Annotated in this window: 13 protein-coding genes; 7 read left to right on the top strand and 6 right to left on the bottom strand. The window is 73.0% G+C overall.

All coding sequences use genetic code 11. The features are described from left to right. Positions 1 to 17: 17 nt before the first annotated feature. Genes ACZ3ZE_RS19310 through ssd form a run of 4 tightly spaced genes read right to left on the bottom strand, consistent with a single transcriptional unit; the run spans position 18 to position 3,833 of the window. Positions 18 to 770, bottom strand: coding sequence for a type II secretion system F family protein (locus ACZ3ZE_RS19310; protein WP_467259906.1), 753 nt, complete (start codon positions 768 to 770; stop codon positions 18 to 20). Continuing rightward, positions 767 to 1,630, bottom strand: coding sequence for a type II secretion system F family protein (locus ACZ3ZE_RS19315; RefSeq protein ID WP_467259909.1), 864 nt, complete (start codon positions 1,628 to 1,630; stop codon positions 767 to 769). Before ACZ3ZE_RS19315 ends, ACZ3ZE_RS19310 begins: the two co-directional genes overlap by 4 nt. Beyond that, a complete protein-coding gene (locus ACZ3ZE_RS19320) occupies positions 1,627 to 2,799 on the bottom strand; it encodes a TadA family conjugal transfer-associated ATPase (RefSeq protein WP_361620831.1) in 1,173 nt (390 codons plus the stop codon). The genes ACZ3ZE_RS19315 and ACZ3ZE_RS19320 overlap by 4 nt, the downstream gene beginning before the upstream one ends. Beyond that, entirely contained in the window at positions 2,796 to 3,833 is a 1,038-nt protein-coding gene (ssd, locus tag ACZ3ZE_RS19325) for a septum site-determining protein Ssd (RefSeq protein ID WP_467259912.1), read from the bottom strand. The genes ACZ3ZE_RS19320 and ssd overlap by 4 nt, the downstream gene beginning before the upstream one ends. Before the next feature lie 604 nt (positions 3,834 to 4,437). Between ssd and ACZ3ZE_RS19330 the strand changes: the two genes are divergently transcribed. Then, a complete protein-coding gene (locus ACZ3ZE_RS19330; protein ID WP_361176809.1) occupies positions 4,438 to 5,337 on the top strand; it encodes an HAD family hydrolase in 900 nt (299 codons plus the stop codon). A 348-nt stretch (positions 5,338 to 5,685) separates the two neighbouring features. On the opposite strand, the gene ACZ3ZE_RS19335 is transcribed toward ACZ3ZE_RS19330, so the two are convergent. After that, positions 5,686 to 6,504 (bottom strand): Fic family protein, encoded by an 819-nt coding sequence (locus ACZ3ZE_RS19335; RefSeq protein ID WP_361176811.1) that lies wholly within the window; start codon positions 6,502 to 6,504, stop codon positions 5,686 to 5,688. Between the two features lie 102 nt (positions 6,505 to 6,606). Here ACZ3ZE_RS19335 and ACZ3ZE_RS19340 point away from each other — a divergent pair, with 102 nt between their 5' ends. After that, positions 6,607 to 7,593 (top strand): ATP-binding protein, encoded by a 987-nt coding sequence (locus tag ACZ3ZE_RS19340; protein ID WP_361176813.1) that lies wholly within the window; start codon positions 6,607 to 6,609, stop codon positions 7,591 to 7,593. On the opposite strand, the gene ACZ3ZE_RS19345 is transcribed toward ACZ3ZE_RS19340, so the two are convergent. Next, positions 7,571 to 8,875, bottom strand: coding sequence for a polysaccharide deacetylase family protein (locus ACZ3ZE_RS19345; protein WP_361176815.1), 1,305 nt, complete (start codon positions 8,873 to 8,875; stop codon positions 7,571 to 7,573). The two genes, ACZ3ZE_RS19340 and ACZ3ZE_RS19345, sit on opposite strands and share 23 nt — an antisense overlap. A gap of 284 nt (positions 8,876 to 9,159) precedes the next feature. Here ACZ3ZE_RS19345 and ACZ3ZE_RS19350 point away from each other — a divergent pair, with 284 nt between their 5' ends. The 5 genes from ACZ3ZE_RS19350 (at position 9,160) to ACZ3ZE_RS19370 (ending at position 16,904) form a co-directional block, all read left to right on the top strand. Further along, positions 9,160 to 11,613, top strand: a complete 2,454-nt coding sequence (locus tag ACZ3ZE_RS19350; protein ID WP_442303658.1) for a SulP family inorganic anion transporter — start codon at positions 9,160 to 9,162, stop codon at positions 11,611 to 11,613. A gap of 143 nt (positions 11,614 to 11,756) precedes the next feature. Next, complete coding sequence (acs, locus tag ACZ3ZE_RS19355; protein WP_361620834.1) at positions 11,757 to 13,763, top strand: acetate--CoA ligase; 2,007 nt, start codon at positions 11,757 to 11,759, stop codon at positions 13,761 to 13,763. Between the two features lie 269 nt (positions 13,764 to 14,032). Then, positions 14,033 to 15,436: a Na+/H+ antiporter NhaA gene (gene nhaA / locus ACZ3ZE_RS19360; RefSeq protein ID WP_361176821.1), complete on the top strand. Its 1,404-nt coding sequence runs from the start codon at positions 14,033 to 14,035 to the stop codon at positions 15,434 to 15,436. A 38-nt stretch (positions 15,437 to 15,474) separates the two neighbouring features. Then, complete coding sequence (locus ACZ3ZE_RS19365) at positions 15,475 to 15,939, top strand: phage holin family protein (protein ID WP_361176823.1); 465 nt, start codon at positions 15,475 to 15,477, stop codon at positions 15,937 to 15,939. Next, positions 15,936 to 16,904 carry an alpha/beta fold hydrolase gene (locus ACZ3ZE_RS19370; RefSeq protein ID WP_361176825.1) on the top strand — a complete coding sequence of 323 codons (969 nt, stop codon included), beginning with the start codon at positions 15,936 to 15,938 and terminating at the stop codon, positions 16,902 to 16,904. Before ACZ3ZE_RS19365 ends, ACZ3ZE_RS19370 begins: the two co-directional genes overlap by 4 nt. The last annotated feature ends 90 nt before the right edge of the window (positions 16,905 to 16,994 follow it).

Below are 16,994 nucleotides of genomic sequence, written 5' to 3' on the forward strand. Positions count from 1 at the left end.
CGCCTTCCGCCTTCCTCTCACCTCCCGCCGCCGAGCAGCCCGCTCGCCAGACCGATGACCACCGGGGCCACCCCCACCGCCAGGAAGGCGGGCAGGAAGCAGAGCCCCACCGGTGCGGTGATCAGGACCTGCGCCCGCTGTGCGCGGGCCGCCGCCGCTCGGGCGCGGGCCGCTCTCAGGCCCTCCGCGTGCCGGGCCACCGCGTCGGCCGCGGGTGCCCCGGAGGAGGCGGCCCGCTCCAGGCATCTGGCGAGCCCCTCCGCGCCCGGTATCGCGCCGAACCTCCGCCACACCTCGGCCGGTTCGCCGCCGAGCCGCAGTTCGGCCGCCGTGCGGATCAGGCGTTCGCCGACGGGCCCGCCCAAGGACCGGCCCACCGCCTCCGCCGATTCCCCGGGCCCGGCGCCGGCCGAGGCACAGGCCGCCAAAAGGTCGGCGGCCAGCGGGAGCTGACGGACGATCTCCGGGTCCTCCGGTGCCGCGCCCGCCGCGCGCCGGGTCCGCAGCCACCGCAGCGCCCAGGCCGTGGCGATCCCGGCGGCCAGGCCGGGCACCCCGCCGATCAGCACCCATCCGCCGAGACCCGCCGCGCAGGGCACGGCCCGGGCCCGCAACCGGGGTGGCAGGGAGGGGCGGGGTGCCCGCGTCGGTGTCGGCGTGGTCGCGAGGAGGGTCTCGATGCGGCGACGCAGCCGCCGTTCGCGGCGTCGGTCGGCCACGAGGCTCGCCGCCCACGCGACGGCGCAGAGCGCCACGAGTGCCGTTGTCACGGGCGCTCCCCTCGTCGCACGATCCGGGCCGCCCACCCCAGCCCCAGGGCTTCGAGGGCCCCGCCGACGGCCAGGCAGCCGAGGCCCGCCGGGGTGTGCAGGAGGACCCGCAGGGGGTGTGCGCCGAGCGCGGCTCCGAGGCCCAGTCCGGCGACCGGCAGCACCGCGAGGACCGCGACCGTCGCCCAGGCCCCGGCCAACTGGGCGCGCAGCCGCTCCCGCTGGTCCCGGTGGGCCCGCAGGGCCGCCTCCAGGCGGTCGAGTCCGGCGGCCAGGCCCGCGCCGCCGTCGACCGCGACCTGCCAGCAGGCCGCCATCCCGGCGAGCCCGTCGGCGCCGTCCCGTCGTGCCGCCCGGCGCAGCGCCTCGGGCACGTCCCCGCCGAACTGGGCCGCCGCCAGGACCGCTGCCTCCTGTCCGCCGAGCGCCCCTGTCGTGCGGGCGGCGAACGCGAGCGCCTGGGCGGGCTGCCATCCGGCTCTCAGCTCGCCCGCGACGGCCCCGCAGAGGGCCACCACCCCGTCGCCACGGGCCTCGCGTTCGCGCCGGCTCCGGGCGGCACGCAGCCGGCGGCCCACGAGCGGCACCGCCGCCGCGCCCACGAGCAGCGGCAGGAACGAGGCTCCCAGCAGCGCGAGGACCGCCGCCACGGGCAGGCACAACCACTCCGGGCGCTTCCGGGCGGCGTCCCGCCACCGTCCGAAGACCGTCGGCCAGGGGGCCGCGCCTCCGCCCGGTACCGCGAGGACCGTGCGTGCCCGGCGGAGCGCCCGCTCGCGTTCGGCCGTCCACCACAGCGCGCCGCCCGCGCACAGCGCTGCCGCTCCCTGCGCGGCGGCTCCGCCCGTGATCCCCGTCATCGGTGCTCCTCCTCTCCCGTCATGGCTGCTCCGATCAGCGCCCGCAGCCGCTCCCAGCCCCGCTCCCGTACGAAGCCCTCCGCTCCCCAGCGCAGCGCGGGGACGGTCACGACCAGCCCCTCCCGGTCCCGTGCGAGGACGTGCACCTCGGCGACGCGCCGCTGCCCCGAGCGGTCCCGCACCAGGTGCAGCACCGCCGAGAGTCCGGCGCCCAACTGACTGTGCAGGGCCGCCCGGTCGAGTCCCGCCGCCGTGCCGAGGGCCTCCAGACGGGCCGGGACGTCGGCCGCCGTGTTGGCGTGGACGGTCCCGCACCCGCCTTCGTGGCCCGTGTTGAGGGCGGCCAGCAGATCGACCGCCTCGGGGCCTCGGACCTCGCCGACCACCAGCCGGTCCGGCCGCATCCGCAGCGCCTGCCGCACCAGGTCCCGCAGGGTCACGGAACCGGCGCCCTCCTGGTTGGGCGGGCGGGCCTCCAGGCGCACCACGTGCGGGTGGTCGGGGCGCAGTTCGGCCGAGTCCTCGGCGATGACGATGCGCTCCCGCTCACCGACCAGGCCGAGGAGGGTGGACAGCAGGGTGGTCTTGCCCGATCCGGTGCCGCCGCTGACGAGGAAGGAGACCCGGGCCTCGACGAGCGCCCGCAGCAGCGGCGCGCCGCCCGGCGGGACGGTGCCGGCCTCCGCGAGCTCCGTCACGGAGAAGGCCCTCGGCCGCACCACCCGCAGCGACAGGCAGGTCGAGCCGACCGCGACCGGCGGCAGGACGGCGTGCATCCGGGTGCCGTCCGGCAGTCGGGCGTCCACCCAGGGCCTGGCGTCGTCGAGGCGGCGCCCGGCGACCGCCGCGAGCCGCTGCGCGAGGCGCCGGACGGCCGCCGCGTCCGGGAACGTCACCCTCGTCGGTTCGAGGCCCGCGCCCCGGTCCACCCAGACGCGGTCGGGCGCCGAGACCAGCACGTCGGTGACGCGCGGGTCGGCGAGCAGCGGCTCCAGGGGGCCGGTGCCGACCAGTTCGCTCCGCAACTCCTCCGCCGCGCCGAGCACTTCGGCGTCCCCGAGCAGGCGCCCCTGGGCCCGCAGCGCGGCCGCGACGCGCGCCGGGGTCGGGTCGGCGCCGCTCTCGGCGAGCCGCTGCCGCACGGCGTCGAGGAGCCCCGCCCCGCTCATGACGCCCGCTCCGGCACGAGGACCCGCTCCCAGAAGGCGGTGCAGAAGCGGGCGAGCCCGCCCCGGGCGTCGGCGCCGGGCGGTGGGTCGCCGTCCCGGGCCGCCGAGAGGCCGGGGTCGTAGGGGAGTTCACCGGCGAGGGGCAGGCGCAGGGCGTCGGCGATCCACCGCTCGTCGAGTCCGGGCGCGTACGGTCCGCGGACCACCGCGCGCAGGTCGCGCAGCACCATCCCGACCGTCGAGGCCACCCGGTGCGCGGCGGCGACCGCCCGCAACTCGCCGGGGACCAGAAGGAGTCCGAGGTCGAGCTGGGCCAGGGCTTCGGCGATCGCCCCGTCGACCCGGCGGGGCAGGTCGACCACGACCACTCCGCCGCGCCTGCGGGCCGCGGCGAGCACCGAGCGCATGGCCGCGGGCGGCACGACCACCGAGTCGCCCCGGTCCCAGCTGAGGACGCGGAGCCCCCGGACCGAGGGCAGGGACTCCTCCAGGGCCCCGCCGGCCACCCGCCCCTTCGAGGCGGCGAAGTCGGGCCAGCGCCGTCCTTCGGCCCGCTCCCCGCCGAGCAGCACGTCCAGTCCGCCGCCGAGCGGGTCGCCGTCGACGAGCAGGGTGCGCCGTCCGGCCCGCGCGGCGGCGAGCGCGAGGGCACAGGCGAGGGTGGAGGCGCCCGCGCCGCCGCGCCCGCCGATGACGCCGACGGTCAGTGCCTGCCTGCCGATGCCCTCGGCCGCGTCGGCGATGCGGTCGACGAGCCGGGTCTCGTCGCCGGGGAGTGTCAGCACCTCGTCCGCGCCGAGCTCGACGGCGCGCCGCCACACGCCCGGGTCGTCGGGGTCGCGGCCGACGAGCAGCACACCCGGCCTGCGGGTGGCGCCGCGGCACCGGGCCGCGGCGTCGTCTCCGACGAGGACGAGCGGCGGGTCGGTCCAGCCGCCGCCGCGCTCGGGCACGGTGTGGTGCACCTCGGCCTCGGCGCCCGCCGCGGCGCACAGCCGCAGCAGGTCGTCGAGGAGCGCGAGGTCCTCGGTCACGATCAGCGGCCTGGCCGGCCTGGCCCCTCCGCCGCCCGCGCCCGGCCCCGGCCGTGCCCCGCCGCCGGCCCGTCCACCCTCACCCCAGTCCGCACGCGACCCCGCGCCCGAACCCGCGTTCTCCGGCGTTCCGGAAGCCTTCGGTCCCTCCACGGCACCCACCCCTCACGTGATTCCTGCGGTCCGCGAACTTCGCGACCGGAATCACCGTGACGCCGACTGGGAAATCATGTGGATCTTGCTCGAAAACTGTGGATAACCCAGCGCTTGTGAATAACTTCGCCACCCGAACAGGGACTGCCCGGAGAGCAGCGCGACAACTACGCTGAGTAGCGAAATGAGGAGACACCCGTCCGCCCGGCCCTCGCCGGGACCCGGGTCGAGAGGAGGTGCGGAAGTAGTGGAACGACGGACTAAAACGTGTCCGGACATGCGACGACCCCCGCCGGGGGGGAGAGCGGGGGTCGTCTCTCCGGCCGACTCGGGGGGGGAGGAGCCGGACCGGGTTAGCACGGTCGCGAACGATCCGTGACTTCCATGGTGTACCCGAGAGCCTTCTCAGGCAAACCCACGCGCCCCAGCGTACGCCGAATGGCGGGCACCTATGCTCGGGCTCGTGGAAAACCACTCGATGCCGCGCGCGGCCGCCTTCTTTGACCTGGACAAGACGGTCATTGCGAAGTCCTCGACGCTGACCTTCAGCAAGTCCTTCTACCGGGGCGGACTGATCAGTCGCCGTGCCGCGCTGCGGACGGCGTACATCCAGTTCGTGTTCCTGGTGGGCGGAGCCGATCACGACCAGATGGAGCGGATGCGCGAATATCTTTCCGCGCTCTGCAAAGGCTGGAACGTCGCGCAGGTCAAGGAGCTCGTCGCCGAGACCCTGCACGACCTGATCGACCCGATCATCTACGACGAGGCGGCCTCCCTCATCGAGAGCCATCACGCCGCCGGGCGCGACGTCGTGATCGTCTCGACCTCGGGCGCGGAGGTGGTCGAGCCGATCGGGGAGATGCTGGGCGCCGACCGGGTGGTCGCCACCCGGATGGTGGTCGGCGACGACGGCTGCTTCACCGGCGAGGTGGAGTACTACGCCTACGGCCCGACGAAGGCCGAGGCGGTGCGCGCGCTCGCGGAGTCCGAGGGCTACGACCTCGCGCGCTGTTTCGCCTACAGCGACTCGGCGACCGATCTGCCGATGCTGGAGGCGGTGGGTCACCCGTACGCCGTGAACCCCGACCGGGCCCTGCGGCGCGAGGCGACCGCCCGGGACTGGCCGGTGCTCGCCTTCGACAAGCCGGTCCGGCTCAAGCAGCGGCTGCCGGAGTTCCGCATGCCGCCCCGGCCGGCGCTGGTCGCCGCGGCGGCGGTGGGAGCGGCCGCGGCCACCGCGGGCCTCGTCTGGTACGCCAGCCGCCGCAGACACGCCGCGCTCGCTCAGGCGGCCGGTGCCGGCAAGGCGGCCGGGACCACCGCACTTGCCCATCGCTTTGCCCGGATTTGAGGCGAAAGCAAAGAAGCGGAGTCAGGACTTTCGCTTCCTCCCGGACAGGAGTAGAAAGGAATCAGGCCCGCGAGACCTAGGACATCCGAGAGGATCACCTGTTGAGCATCACGGCCCCACGGACCTAAGCACAGAAACCTGGCACCCACGCGACGTCGACCCTTCGATTAAGGGCCAGCCGCACCAGGCGATGGGCAAAGTTCCCCGCCTGATGGGCACATATCGAGGACGCTTGGTAACTGGGTAGACGTGCCAGCGGCGGTACCGCTCCTTGGTACCGCCGCAACCCATGTTCCGGGCCGGTCCGGGCCGGTCCGGGCCGATCCGAGTCGGGCCCCGGACGGAGGATCAGGCCGCGCCGCGCTGCAGCGCCTCACAGACGGCCGTCGACTCCCGGACCCCCAGCTCCACCGCGCGCCCGCAGTGCGCGATCCAGGCGCCCACGCCCTCCGGGGTGCCGGACAGATAGCCCTCGAAGGCGGCGACATAGGCCGCCCGCCCCAGCTCCGCGTGGCCGACCTCGGCCGGGCAGATCGCCTTCGGGTCCAGTCCGCTGCCGATCAGCACGATCCGCTCGGCGGCCCGCGCGATCAGGCCGTTGCGCGAGGTGAAGGGGCGGAGGGCGAGCAGTTCGCCGTGCACCACGGCGGCCGTGACCAGGGCCGGGGCGTCGCCGCCCGCGATGATCAGGTCCGCGAGACCGTCGAGCCGGCCCGAGACCTCCGCCGGGTCCGGCAGCGGCGCCTCGATCAGCGGCTCGACGACCGGTTCGCCCGCCTGCCGCGGCCGGCCCGTCGTGTCGCGCGGCTCGCCTTCGGCGACGAGGTGCAACCGGGCGAGCACCCGCAGCGGCGACTGGCGCCAGATGGACAGCAGCTGGCCGCACTCGGCACCGAGCCGCAGGGCGGCGCCGACCGTGCGGGCCTCCTCGTCGCCGCTGAAGTCGGTGCGCCGGCGGACTTCTTCCAGGGCCCAGTCGGCACCCGAGAGGGCGGCCGAGCCGCGCGCGCCGCGCAGGGCCGCCTCGCCGGTGATCTCGTTGCTGCGGCGGCGCATCACGCGGTGGCCGTAGACCCGGTCGACGGCCTTGCGTACGGAGTCCACCGAGTCGGCGACGCCCGGCAGGGAGCCGAGGGCGGCCAGGGGGTCAGAGGCGTGCGTACTCATAAGTAGGGAGGCTACGCGCCCGGGGCCGCCGCCCCACCTTGGAGTGGTCTTCTTCACGCACTTCGACCACGGGGTGCGATGAACCCACTACCCTAGGTGAACATGAAGATCGCTTTCGTGGGGAAGGGCGGCAGCGGCAAGACCACGCTGTCCTCGCTCTTCATCCGACACCTCGCCGCCGCCGGGGCTCCGGTCGTCGCGGTGGACGCCGACATCAACCAGCACCTCGGAGCGGCGCTCGGCCTCTCCGACGAGGAGGCCGCCGCGCTGCCCGCGATGGGCGCGCACCTGCCGCTGATCAAGGAGTACCTGAGGGGCTCCAATCCGCGGATCGCCTCCCCCGACACGATGATCAAGACCACTCCGCCCGGGGAGGGTTCGCGGCTGCTCCGGGTCCGCGAGGAGAACCCCGTCTACGAGGCCTGCGCCCGGTCCGTGACGCTCGACGACGGCGCGATCCGCCTGATGGCGACGGGGCCGTTCACGGAGTCGGACCTCGGGGTGGCCTGCTACCACTCGAAGGTCGGCGCGGTGGAGCTGTGCCTGAACCACCTGGTGGACGGGGCCGACGAGTACGTGGTCGTCGACATGACGGCCGGCTCGGACTCGTTCGCCTCGGGGATGTTCACCCGCTTCGACATGACCTTCCTGGTCGCCGAGCCGACCCGCAAGGGTGTCTCCGTCTACCGCCAGTACAAGGAGTACGCGCGGGACTTCGGCGTCGCGCTGCGCGTGGTCGGCAACAAGGTGCAGGGCGCGGACGACGTGGAGTTCCTGCGCGCCGAGGTCGGCGACGACCTGCTGGTGACGGTCGGCCACTCCGACTGGGTCCGCTCCATGGAGAAGGGCCGTCCGCCCCGTTTCGAGCTCCTGGAGGCCACCAACCGCATGGCCCTGCAGGCCCTCCAGAACGCGGCGGACGACTCGTACGCCCAGCGCGACTGGGAGCGCTACACGCGCCAGATGGTCCACTTCCATCTGAAGAACGCGGAGAGCTGGGGCAACGCCAAAACGGGGGCCGACCTGGCGGCGCAGGTCGACCCCGGGTTCGTGCTGTCCGAAGGGGTCAGTGCCGTGCAGCCGGCTTGACCGCTGCCGGGGCGCCCGCGGGGGCGGCCGGCTGGGGGGTCAGGAAGGCCTTCCAGCCGGCCGGCGGTGCCTCGCCGACCTTCAGGGTGCGCATCTTGGCGATGACGTCCGGGTCCTGGGCGTCGAGCCAGTCGGCGAGCTGGCGGAAGGAGACGCACTTGACGTCCTTCTGCACGCAGACCGTGGCGATCGTGTCCTCGATGGCGCGCATGTACGTGCCGCCGTTCCAGGACTCGAAGTGGTTGCCGATGATCAGCGGCGCCCGGTTGCCCCGGTAGGAGCGCTCGAAGGCCTGCACGAGGCCGTCACGCATCTGCTTGCCCCAGTACTCGTGCTGGGACGGGTCACCCTGCGTCGTGCCGGACTGGTTGACGAGGAAGTTGTAGTCCATCGACAGCGTCTGGAAGGCGCGGCCCGGGACGGGGACGAGCTGCATCGACAGGTCCCACAGGCCCACGTCCTTCTTGGGCCAGATCTGGTCGTTGACGCCGCTGGTGTCGTAGCGGAAGCCCATCTGGGCCGCCGCCTGGACGAAGTTCTTGCGGCCCTCCAGGCAGGGGGTGCGGGCGCCGACGAGCTCCTTGTCGTAGTCGAACGGGAGCGGCTGCTCGCCCTTCAGTCCGGCGTTCGTCTTCCAGTTCTTGACGAAGGACTTGGCCTGGTTGATCTCGCTCTTCCACTCCTCGACCGACCAGGTGCCCACGCCCCCGTCCTTGCCGCAGAAGTGCCCGTTGAAGTGCGTGCCGACCTCGTTGCCCTCCTGCCAGGCGCCGCGCAGCTCGCGCACGGTGTCGCGGATGCCCTGGACGTCGTTGAAGCCGATGTCGGAGCGGCCCGCGGAGTGCTGCGGCGGGTCGTACATCTCGCGCTTGGACTCCGGCAGCAGGTACACGCCGCTGAGGAAGTACGTCATCGCCGCGCCGTACTGCTTGCCCACCTTGCGGAAGTGGGAGAAGAGCTTCTGACTGTCCTCGCCGGCGCCGTCCCAGGAGAACACCACGAACTGCGGCGGTTCCTGACCCGGCTTCAGGCGCTGCCAGACGGGCTGGTTCGGCTGACGGCCGGTGAAGGCGGTGGAGCCGTCGCCGATCAGCCGCACCGCGCTCTGCGGGGCCGCGGCCGGCGCCTTCTTCGCGCCCGCACCGCCCGGCACGCCCTGGTGGGCCGTGTCGCCGGAGCCCGAGCAGCCGGCGAGACCGGCGGTCAGGGCGACGGCGAGGGCGCCGACGGCGAGCGTCCTCCTGGGCGTACGGACAGGGTCTCTTCTCCCGGCGGCTGACATCCGCCCACCTCTCCTCGGATCCTCGGATTTCCGTACAAGCGGCGTCAACGTCGCACCGGAGCGGCCGAGGAGCGTCAACGACAAGCGGCATACCTACGTTCTGTCACTGGATCCAGTGATTCATTGCCCTATTTGCCCCGAAAATAATGCCGGAGTCTTTACTCCATTACCATCCATTTACCGAGCGTCATCAGGCGTTGACTCGACGCCCCCGATGTCACTCGGTGTCCCGCCGCTGCACCCCGCACGAGCCGCGACCGCGCCGCCCCGGAGGAGACGGGAACATGACCCTCTGCCCCCCTGCCCGAACGACCACGACGACCCGGCCCCGCGTCCAGCGGCCCCACGGACCGCCGGACGGACCGCCACGCCGCTTCCGTATCGCGGGCGCCGATTTCTCCGCCTCGATCGCCGTCTTCCTGATCGCCCTGCCGCTCTCCCTCGGCATCGCCCTCGCCACCGGAGCCCCGCTCCAGGCCGGGCTCGTGGCCGCCGCCGTCGGCGGCATCGTCGCCGGCCGCCTCGGCGGCTCACCGCTCCAGGTCAGCGGCCCCGCCGCCGGACTGACCGTGGTCACCGCCGAGCTGATCCAGCGCTACGGCTGGCGCACCACCTGCGCCATCACCGTCCTCGCCGGACTCGCCCAACTCGGGCTCGCCGCCCTGCGGGTGGCCCGGTCCGCACTCGCCGTCTCGCCCGCCATCGTGCACGGGATGCTCGCGGGCATCGGCGTCACCATCGCCCTCGCGCAGCTGCACATCGTGCTCGGCGGCACCCCCCAGAGCTCCACCGTGGACAACGCCCTCGGCCTGCCCGCCCAGCTGGCGGGCGCGTCCGCCGCCGCGCTCGCCGTCAGCGGCCTCACCGTCGCGCTGCTGCTGCTCTGGCCCCGCCTGCCCGGCCGTGCGGGTCGGATGCTGCGTACGGTGCCCGCCGCGCTCGCCGCGGTGGCCGCCGCCACGACGCTCGCCGCCCTCGCCGGGCTCGGCGTGCCCCGGGTCGACCTGCCGTCCTGGAGCAGCCACGCCCTTCCCGGTCTGCCGGAGGGCCCGGTCCTCGGCATCGCGGCCGGGGTGCTCACCATCACGCTGGTCACCAGCGTGCAGTCGCTGCTGTCCGCGGTGGCCGTCGACAAGCTGGCGGCGAAGCGCGCCGCCGGGGCCGGGGCGGGCAGCACCGCCCCGCGCTCCCGGCTCGACCGCGAACTCGCGGGCCAGGGCGCGGCGAACATGGTCTCGGGGGCGCTCGGCGGCCTACCGGTCGCCGGGGTCGCGGTGCGCAGCGTGGCGAACGTGTCGGCGGGAGCGGTCAGCCGCAACTCCTCGATCCTGCACGGCCTGTGGATCGTGCTGGCCGCCCTGCTGCTCGTCCCCGTCCTCGATCTCATCCCGCTGCCGGCGCTGGCCGCGCTGGTGATGGTCGTCGGCATCCAGATGGTCAGCATCACCCACATCCGCACGGTCACCCGTCACCGTGAAGTCCTGGTGTACGTGGTGACGCTGGCCGGCGTGGTGTTCGTCGGCATCCTGGAGGGCGTGGCCCTCGGCATCGCGGTGGCGGTCGCCGTCGCCATGCACCGCCTCGCCCGGACCCGGATCACCCGCGAGGAACGGGACGGACGGCATGTGGTCCGCATCCGGGGCCAGTTGACCTTCCTCGCCGTGCCCCGCCTGAGCCGGGCCCTGCACCAGATCCCGTCGGGCGCCGACGCGGTGGTGGAGCTGGACGGCTCGTTCATGGACCACGCGGCGTTCGAGACGCTGCACGACTGGCAGGCGGCCCATCTCGCCCTCGGCGGCACGGTGGAGACGACCGGCCCCGGCGGTGGCCGGATCGCCGAGCCCGCCCCGGCGGGACGGTCCGCCGCGGTCCCCGGCGCCGAGGCGGCCGACGGGCCGGGCACCGGGAGCTCCGCGGCCCGCTCCGGCTCGCACGCGGCGGGCGGCCACTCCTGCTGCCGCCCCTGGACGCCCTGGCGCAACCACCAGTGCGGCGAGCGGCCGCCGGCCGACGAGACCGGCGGCACCACCGGGCAGCGGCTGGCCAGCGGCATCGGCGCGTTCCAGCGGAACACGGCCCCGCTGGTCCGTGACGAGCTGGCCCGGCTGGCCCGGGAGGGCCAGCGCCCCTCCCAGCTCTTCCTGACCTGCGCCGACTCCCGCCTGGTGACCAGCATGATCACCTCCAGCGGCCCCGGCGACCTGTTCACCGTGCGCAACGTGGGCAATCTGGTGCCGCTGCCGGGCGAGGAGAGCGGCGACGACTCCGTGGCGGCGGCGATCGAGTACGCGGTGGAGGTGCTGCGGGTCGAGTCGATCACGGTCTGCGGGCACTCCGGCTGCGGCGCGATGCAGGCCCTGCTGAACAGCCGTGCGGACGACCCGCCGAGCCCGCTGCGCCGCTGGCTGCGGCACGGCATGCCGAGCCTGGAGCGGATGGCGAGCCGCAGACACGCCTGGGCGCGGATCTCGGGGCGGCTGCCCGCAGACGCGGTCGAGCAGCTGTGCCTGACCAACGTGGTGCAGCAGTTGGAGCACCTGCGGGCGTACGAGCCGGTGGCGCGGCGGCTCGCCGAGGGGACGCTGACCCTGCACGGGATGTACTTCCATGTGGGCGAGGCCCAGGCGTATCTGCTGGCCGGCACGGACGAGGTGCACAGCTACGACGACGTGTTCAACCAGGTCCCGCCGGGGGCCGCTTCGCAGGAGCGTCCCCTGGAGGCGGCCCGCGCGTCCTGAACCATTCGTTCCGTTCCCGCGTGAAAGTGTGTGGCCCCCGTTCCCCTCCGCTCGGGGAACGGGGGCCACCTCCGCGTGTCGCCTCACAGGTCTAAACCAATTACCCGGATGCTCTTGTCACCCGGGCATCCGCCTGATGAGCTATGACACGGGACACACAGGCACATACGGACGCCCTGGGAAAGGGAGATGTCGTGAGCAACGAATCCTTGGCCAATCTGCTCAAGGAAGAGCGCCGCTTCGCGCCGCCGGCCGCACTGGCCGCGGACGCCAACGTGACGGCGGAGGCCTACGAGCAGGCCAAGGCGGACAGGCTCGGCTTCTGGGCCGAGCAGGCCAAGCGGCTCTCCTGGGCCACCGAGCCGACCGAGACCCTCGACTGGTCGAACCCGCCGTTCGCCAAGTGGTTCGCCGACGGCGAGCTGAACGTCGCGTACAACTGCGTCGACCGCCACGTCGAGGCCGGCAACGGCGACCGGGTCGCCATCCACTTCGAGGGCGAGCCCGGCGACAGCCGGTCCCTCACCTACGCCGAGCTCAAGGACGAGGTCTCCCGGGCCGCGAACGCGCTGACCGAGCTGGGCGTCCGCAAGGGCGACCGGGTCGCGGTCTACCTGCCGATGATCCCCGAGGCGGCCGTCACCATGCTGGCCTGCGCCCGCATCGGCGCCGCCCACTCGGTCGTCTTCGGCGGCTTCTCGGCCGACGCCGTCGCCTCCCGCATCCAGGACGCCGACGCCAAGCTGGTCGTGACCGCCGACGGCGGCTACCGCCGCGGCAAGCCCTCCGCGCTCAAGCCGGCGATCGACGAGGCCGTGGCCCGTTGTCCGCAGGTCGAGCACGTCCTCGTGGTCCGCCGCACCGGCCAGGAGACCGCCTTCACCGAGGGCCGGGACGTCTGGTGGGACGACATCGTCGCCCGCCAGTCCCCCGAGCACACCCCGGAGGCCTTCGACGCGGAGCACCCGCTCTTCATCCTCTACACCTCCGGCACCACCGGTAAGCCGAAGGGCATCCTGCACACCTCCGGCGGCTACCTCACCCAGGCCGCGTACACCCACCACGCCGTCTTCGACCTCAAGCCGGAGACCGACGTCTACTGGTGCACGGCCGACATCGGCTGGGTCACCGGCCACTCGTACATCGTGTACGGCCCGCTGGCGAACGGCGCCACCCAGGTCATGTACGAGGGCACCCCGGACACCCCGCACCAGGGGCGGCTGTGGGAGATCATCCAGAAGTACAAGGTCAGCATCTTCTACACGGCGCCGACCGCCATCCGGATGTTCATGAAGTGGGGCGACGACATCCCCGCCAAGTACGACCTGTCGTCGCTGCGCGTGCTCGGTTCGGTCGGCGAGCCGATCAACCCCGAGGCCTGGATGTGGTACCGGAAGCACATCGGTGCCGACAACTGCCCGATCGTGGACACCTGGTGGCAGACCGAGACCGGCGCGATGATGATCGCCCCGCTGCCCGGCGTCACGGAGACCAAGCCCGGCTCCGCCCAGCGCGCGCTGCCCGGCATCTCCGCCACCGTCGTCGACGACGACGCGAACGAGGTCCCGAACGGGGGCGGCGGCTACCTGGTCCTCACCGAGCCGTGGCCGTCGATGCTCCGTACCATCTGGGGCGACGACCAGCGGTTCATCGACACCTACTGGTCCCGCTTCGAGGGCAAGTACTTCGCGGGCGACGGCGCCAAGAAGGACGAGGACGGCGACATCTGGCTGCTCGGCCGGGTCGACGACGTCATGCTCGTCTCGGGCCACAACATCTCCACCACCGAGGTCGAGTCCGCGCTGGTCTCCCACCCGGCCGTCGCCGAGGCCGCCGTGGTCGGCGCCGCCGACGAGACGACCGGCCAGGCCATCGTCGCCTTCGTGATCCTGCGCGGTACGGCCAGCGAGGACGAGGCCCTCGTCGCCGACCTGCGCAACCACGTCGGCAAGACCCTCGGCCCGATCGCCAAGCCGAAGCGCGTCCTGCCGGTGGCCGAGCTGCCGAAGACCCGCTCGGGCAAGATCATGCGCCGCCTGCTGCGGGACGTCGCCGAGAACCGTGAGCTGGGCGACGTCACCACCCTGACGGACTCCTCGGTCATGGACCTCATCCAGACCAAGCTGCCGGCCTCCTCCAGCGAGGACTGAGCCCCGGCACCCGCCCGAAGGCGCCCGCCCCGCACCCCGCGGGGCGGGCGCCTTCGCGTTGTCCACAGGCCCGGAGAGCGGTTGTCCACAGATGCGGGCGCACACATGCCCGCGTCCTGTTATGCACCTAAAGTGAAGATCGCCGGACACCACCGCGCGTCGTTAGGTAAAGTAAGGAACGCGTCAGTGACGCGACAAGAAAACCTAGGTGCGCCGGGAAGTCTGGTCGGCATGTGCTTCGTCCTGCCCACCGACCGGAGGTTCTCACCGTGTCCGCGCCCGAGCCCACCACCACCGACCGCAAGTTCCTCGGCCGCCTGTCGCTCCCGGAGCGCCGCTACCTCGCCGACGCGCTGCGCACCGAGACCGTCGGTGGCGTGCTGCTGCTCCTCGCCGCCATCGCCGCACTCATCTGGGCCAACACGCCCCTGAAGGAGAGCTACGCGACGATCCGGGACTTCCACATAGGCCCGGCCGCCCTCGGGCTCGACCTGTCGATCCAGCACTGGGCCGCCGACGGCCTGCTCGCGATCTTCTTCTTCGTCGCCGGCATCGAGCTCAAGCGCGAGCTCGTCGCGGGCGAGCTGCGCGACCCCAAGGCCGCGGCCCTCCCCGTGATCGCCGCCGTCTGCGGCATGGCCGTGCCCGCCCTGGTCTACACGCTGGTCAACGTGGTCGGCGACGGCTCCCTCAACGGCTGGGCGGTGCCCACCGCCACGGACATCGCCTTCGCGCTCGCCGTCCTCGCCGTGATCGGCACCTCGCTGCCCTCGGCCCTGCGCGCCTTCCTGCTCACCCTCGCCGTCGTCGACGACCTGTTCGCCATCCTGATCATCGCGGTCTTCTTCACCAGCGACCTGAACTTCGCCGCCCTCGGCGGCGCCTTCGCCGGACTCGTCGTCTTCTGGCTGCTGCTGCGCAAGGGCGTCCGCGGCTGGTACGTGTACGTCCCGCTCGCCCTGGTCATCTGGGGCCTGATGTACAACAGCGGCGTCCACGCCACCATCGCCGGCGTCGCCATGGGCCTGATGCTGCGCTGCACCACCCGGGAGGGCGAGGAGCACTCCCCCGGCGAGCACATCGAGCACCTGGTCCGCCCGATCTCCGCCGGTCTCGCCGTGCCGCTGTTCGCGCTGTTCTCCGCCGGTGTCACGGTCTCCGGCGGCGCACTCCGCGACGTCTTCACCCAGCCCGTCACCCTCGGCGTGGTGCTCGGCCTCGTCGTCGGCAAGGCGCTCGGCATCTTCGGCGGCACCTGGCTCGCCGCCCGCTTCACCAGGGCCTCGCTCAACCCCGAGCTCGCGTGGCCGGACGTCTTCGCCGTCGCCTCCCTCGCCGGCATCGGCTTCACCGTGTCGCTGCTCATCGGCGAGCTGGCCTTCGTCGACGACCCCGCCCTGATGGAGGAGGTGAAGGCCTCCGTCCTGGTCGGCTCCCTGATAGCCGCGGTGCTCGCCTCCATGCTGCTGAAGCTGCGGGTCCGCAAGTACCGGACGCTGATCGAGGAAGAGGAGCGCGACGAGGACCACGACGGCATCCCGGACATCTACGAGGAGCACAACCCCGAGTTCCATCTGCGGATGGCGGAGATCTACGAGAAGAAGGCCGCCGAACACCGGCAGCGCGCCGAACTGGCGGGGGCACCGCGCGACGAGGCCGACCGTCCGGCATGATCTGAGGTCGGACCGTTACAGGAGGAGAGGGAGCCGCGATGAGCGACCCGTTCGACGGAGCCGAGCGCAGCCTCGGCCAACTGGTCGCCTCGGCGACCGCCGAGATGTCCGCCCTGGTGCACGACGAGATCGCCCTGGCCAAGGCGGAGATCAAACAGGACGTCAAGCGCGGGGCGACGGGCAGCGCGGCCGGCCTGGTGGCCGTCGTGGTGCTGCTCTTCTCGCTGCCGCTGCTGAGCTTCGCGCTCGCGTACGGCATCCAGGCGTGGAGCCACTGGCACATCTCGGTCTGCTTCCTGCTCTCCTTCGCGGCGAACGTGCTGCTCGCCACGCTGCTCGGGCTCGTGGCGTACGCGAAGTTCCGCAAGATGAAGCCGCCGGAGAAGTCCATCGCCTCCGCCAAGCAGACCGCGGCGATCATGCAGAACGTCAAGCCGCACCCCCGTTCGGCCGACACCGCGGCGCAGGACAAGGCCGCGGTTGTGGCACGCTCGTCTGCATGACCGTCCCTGAGCGCAGCAACGGCAGCGGCACCGGAACCGGGCCCGGCACCGGAGGTCCGGTGCGGATCGAGGGACCGTGGACCCATCGCGACGTGGCGGCCAACGGTGCCCGTTTCCACATCGCCGAGATGGGCGACGGCCCGCTGGTGCTGCTGCTGCACGGCTTCCCGCAGTTCTGGTGGACCTGGCGCCACCAGCTGCCCGTGCTCGCCGAGGCCGGTTTCCGGGCCGTGGCGATGGACCTGCGGGGCGTGGGCGGCAGCGACCGTACGCCGCGGGGTTACGACCCGGCCAACCTGGCCCTCGACATCACCGGCGTGATCCGCTCCCTCGGCGAGCCCGACGCGGCGCTCGTCGGCCACGACCTGGGCGGCTACCTCGCCTGGACGGCGGCCGTGATGCGCCCGAAGCTGGTGCGCCGGCTCGTCGTGTCCTCGATGCCGCACCCGCGCCGCTGGCGCTCGGCGATGCTGTCCGACTTCGGGCAGTCGCGCGCCGGCTCCCACGTCTGGGGCTTCCAGCGCCCGTGGCTGCCGGAACGTCAGCTCGTCGCGGACGACGCGGCGCTGGTGGGGCGTCTGATCGAGGACTGGTCCGGGCCGCATCCCCGGTCGGCGGCGGACGACGAGGCACTCGACGTCTACCGGCGGGCGATGTGCATCCCGTCGACGGCGCACTGCTCGATCGAGCCGTACCGCTGGATGGTGCGCTCCCTGGCCCGGCCCGACGGGGTGCAGTTCAACCGGCGCATGAAGCGGCCGGTGCGGGTGCCGACGCTGCATCTGCACGGCTCGCTCGACCCGGTCATGCGGACGCGTAGCGCGGCCGGTTCCGGGCAGTATGTGGAGGCGCCGTACCGCTGGCGGCTCTTCGACGGCCTCGGGCACTTCCCCCACGAGGAGGACCCGGTGGCGTTCTCCACGGAGCTCGTCAACTGGCTGAAGGACCCCGAGCCGGACCGCTGACGCGCGGGCGTTCATCGAACTGCCATGTGCCCCGCGCATACGCCAATTGGCGGGCCCCCGGGCGGTTACCGACCTTGGGCCCCGGGCAGA

The sequence above is a fragment of the Streptomyces sp. NPDC023157 genome, assembly GCF_055560575.1.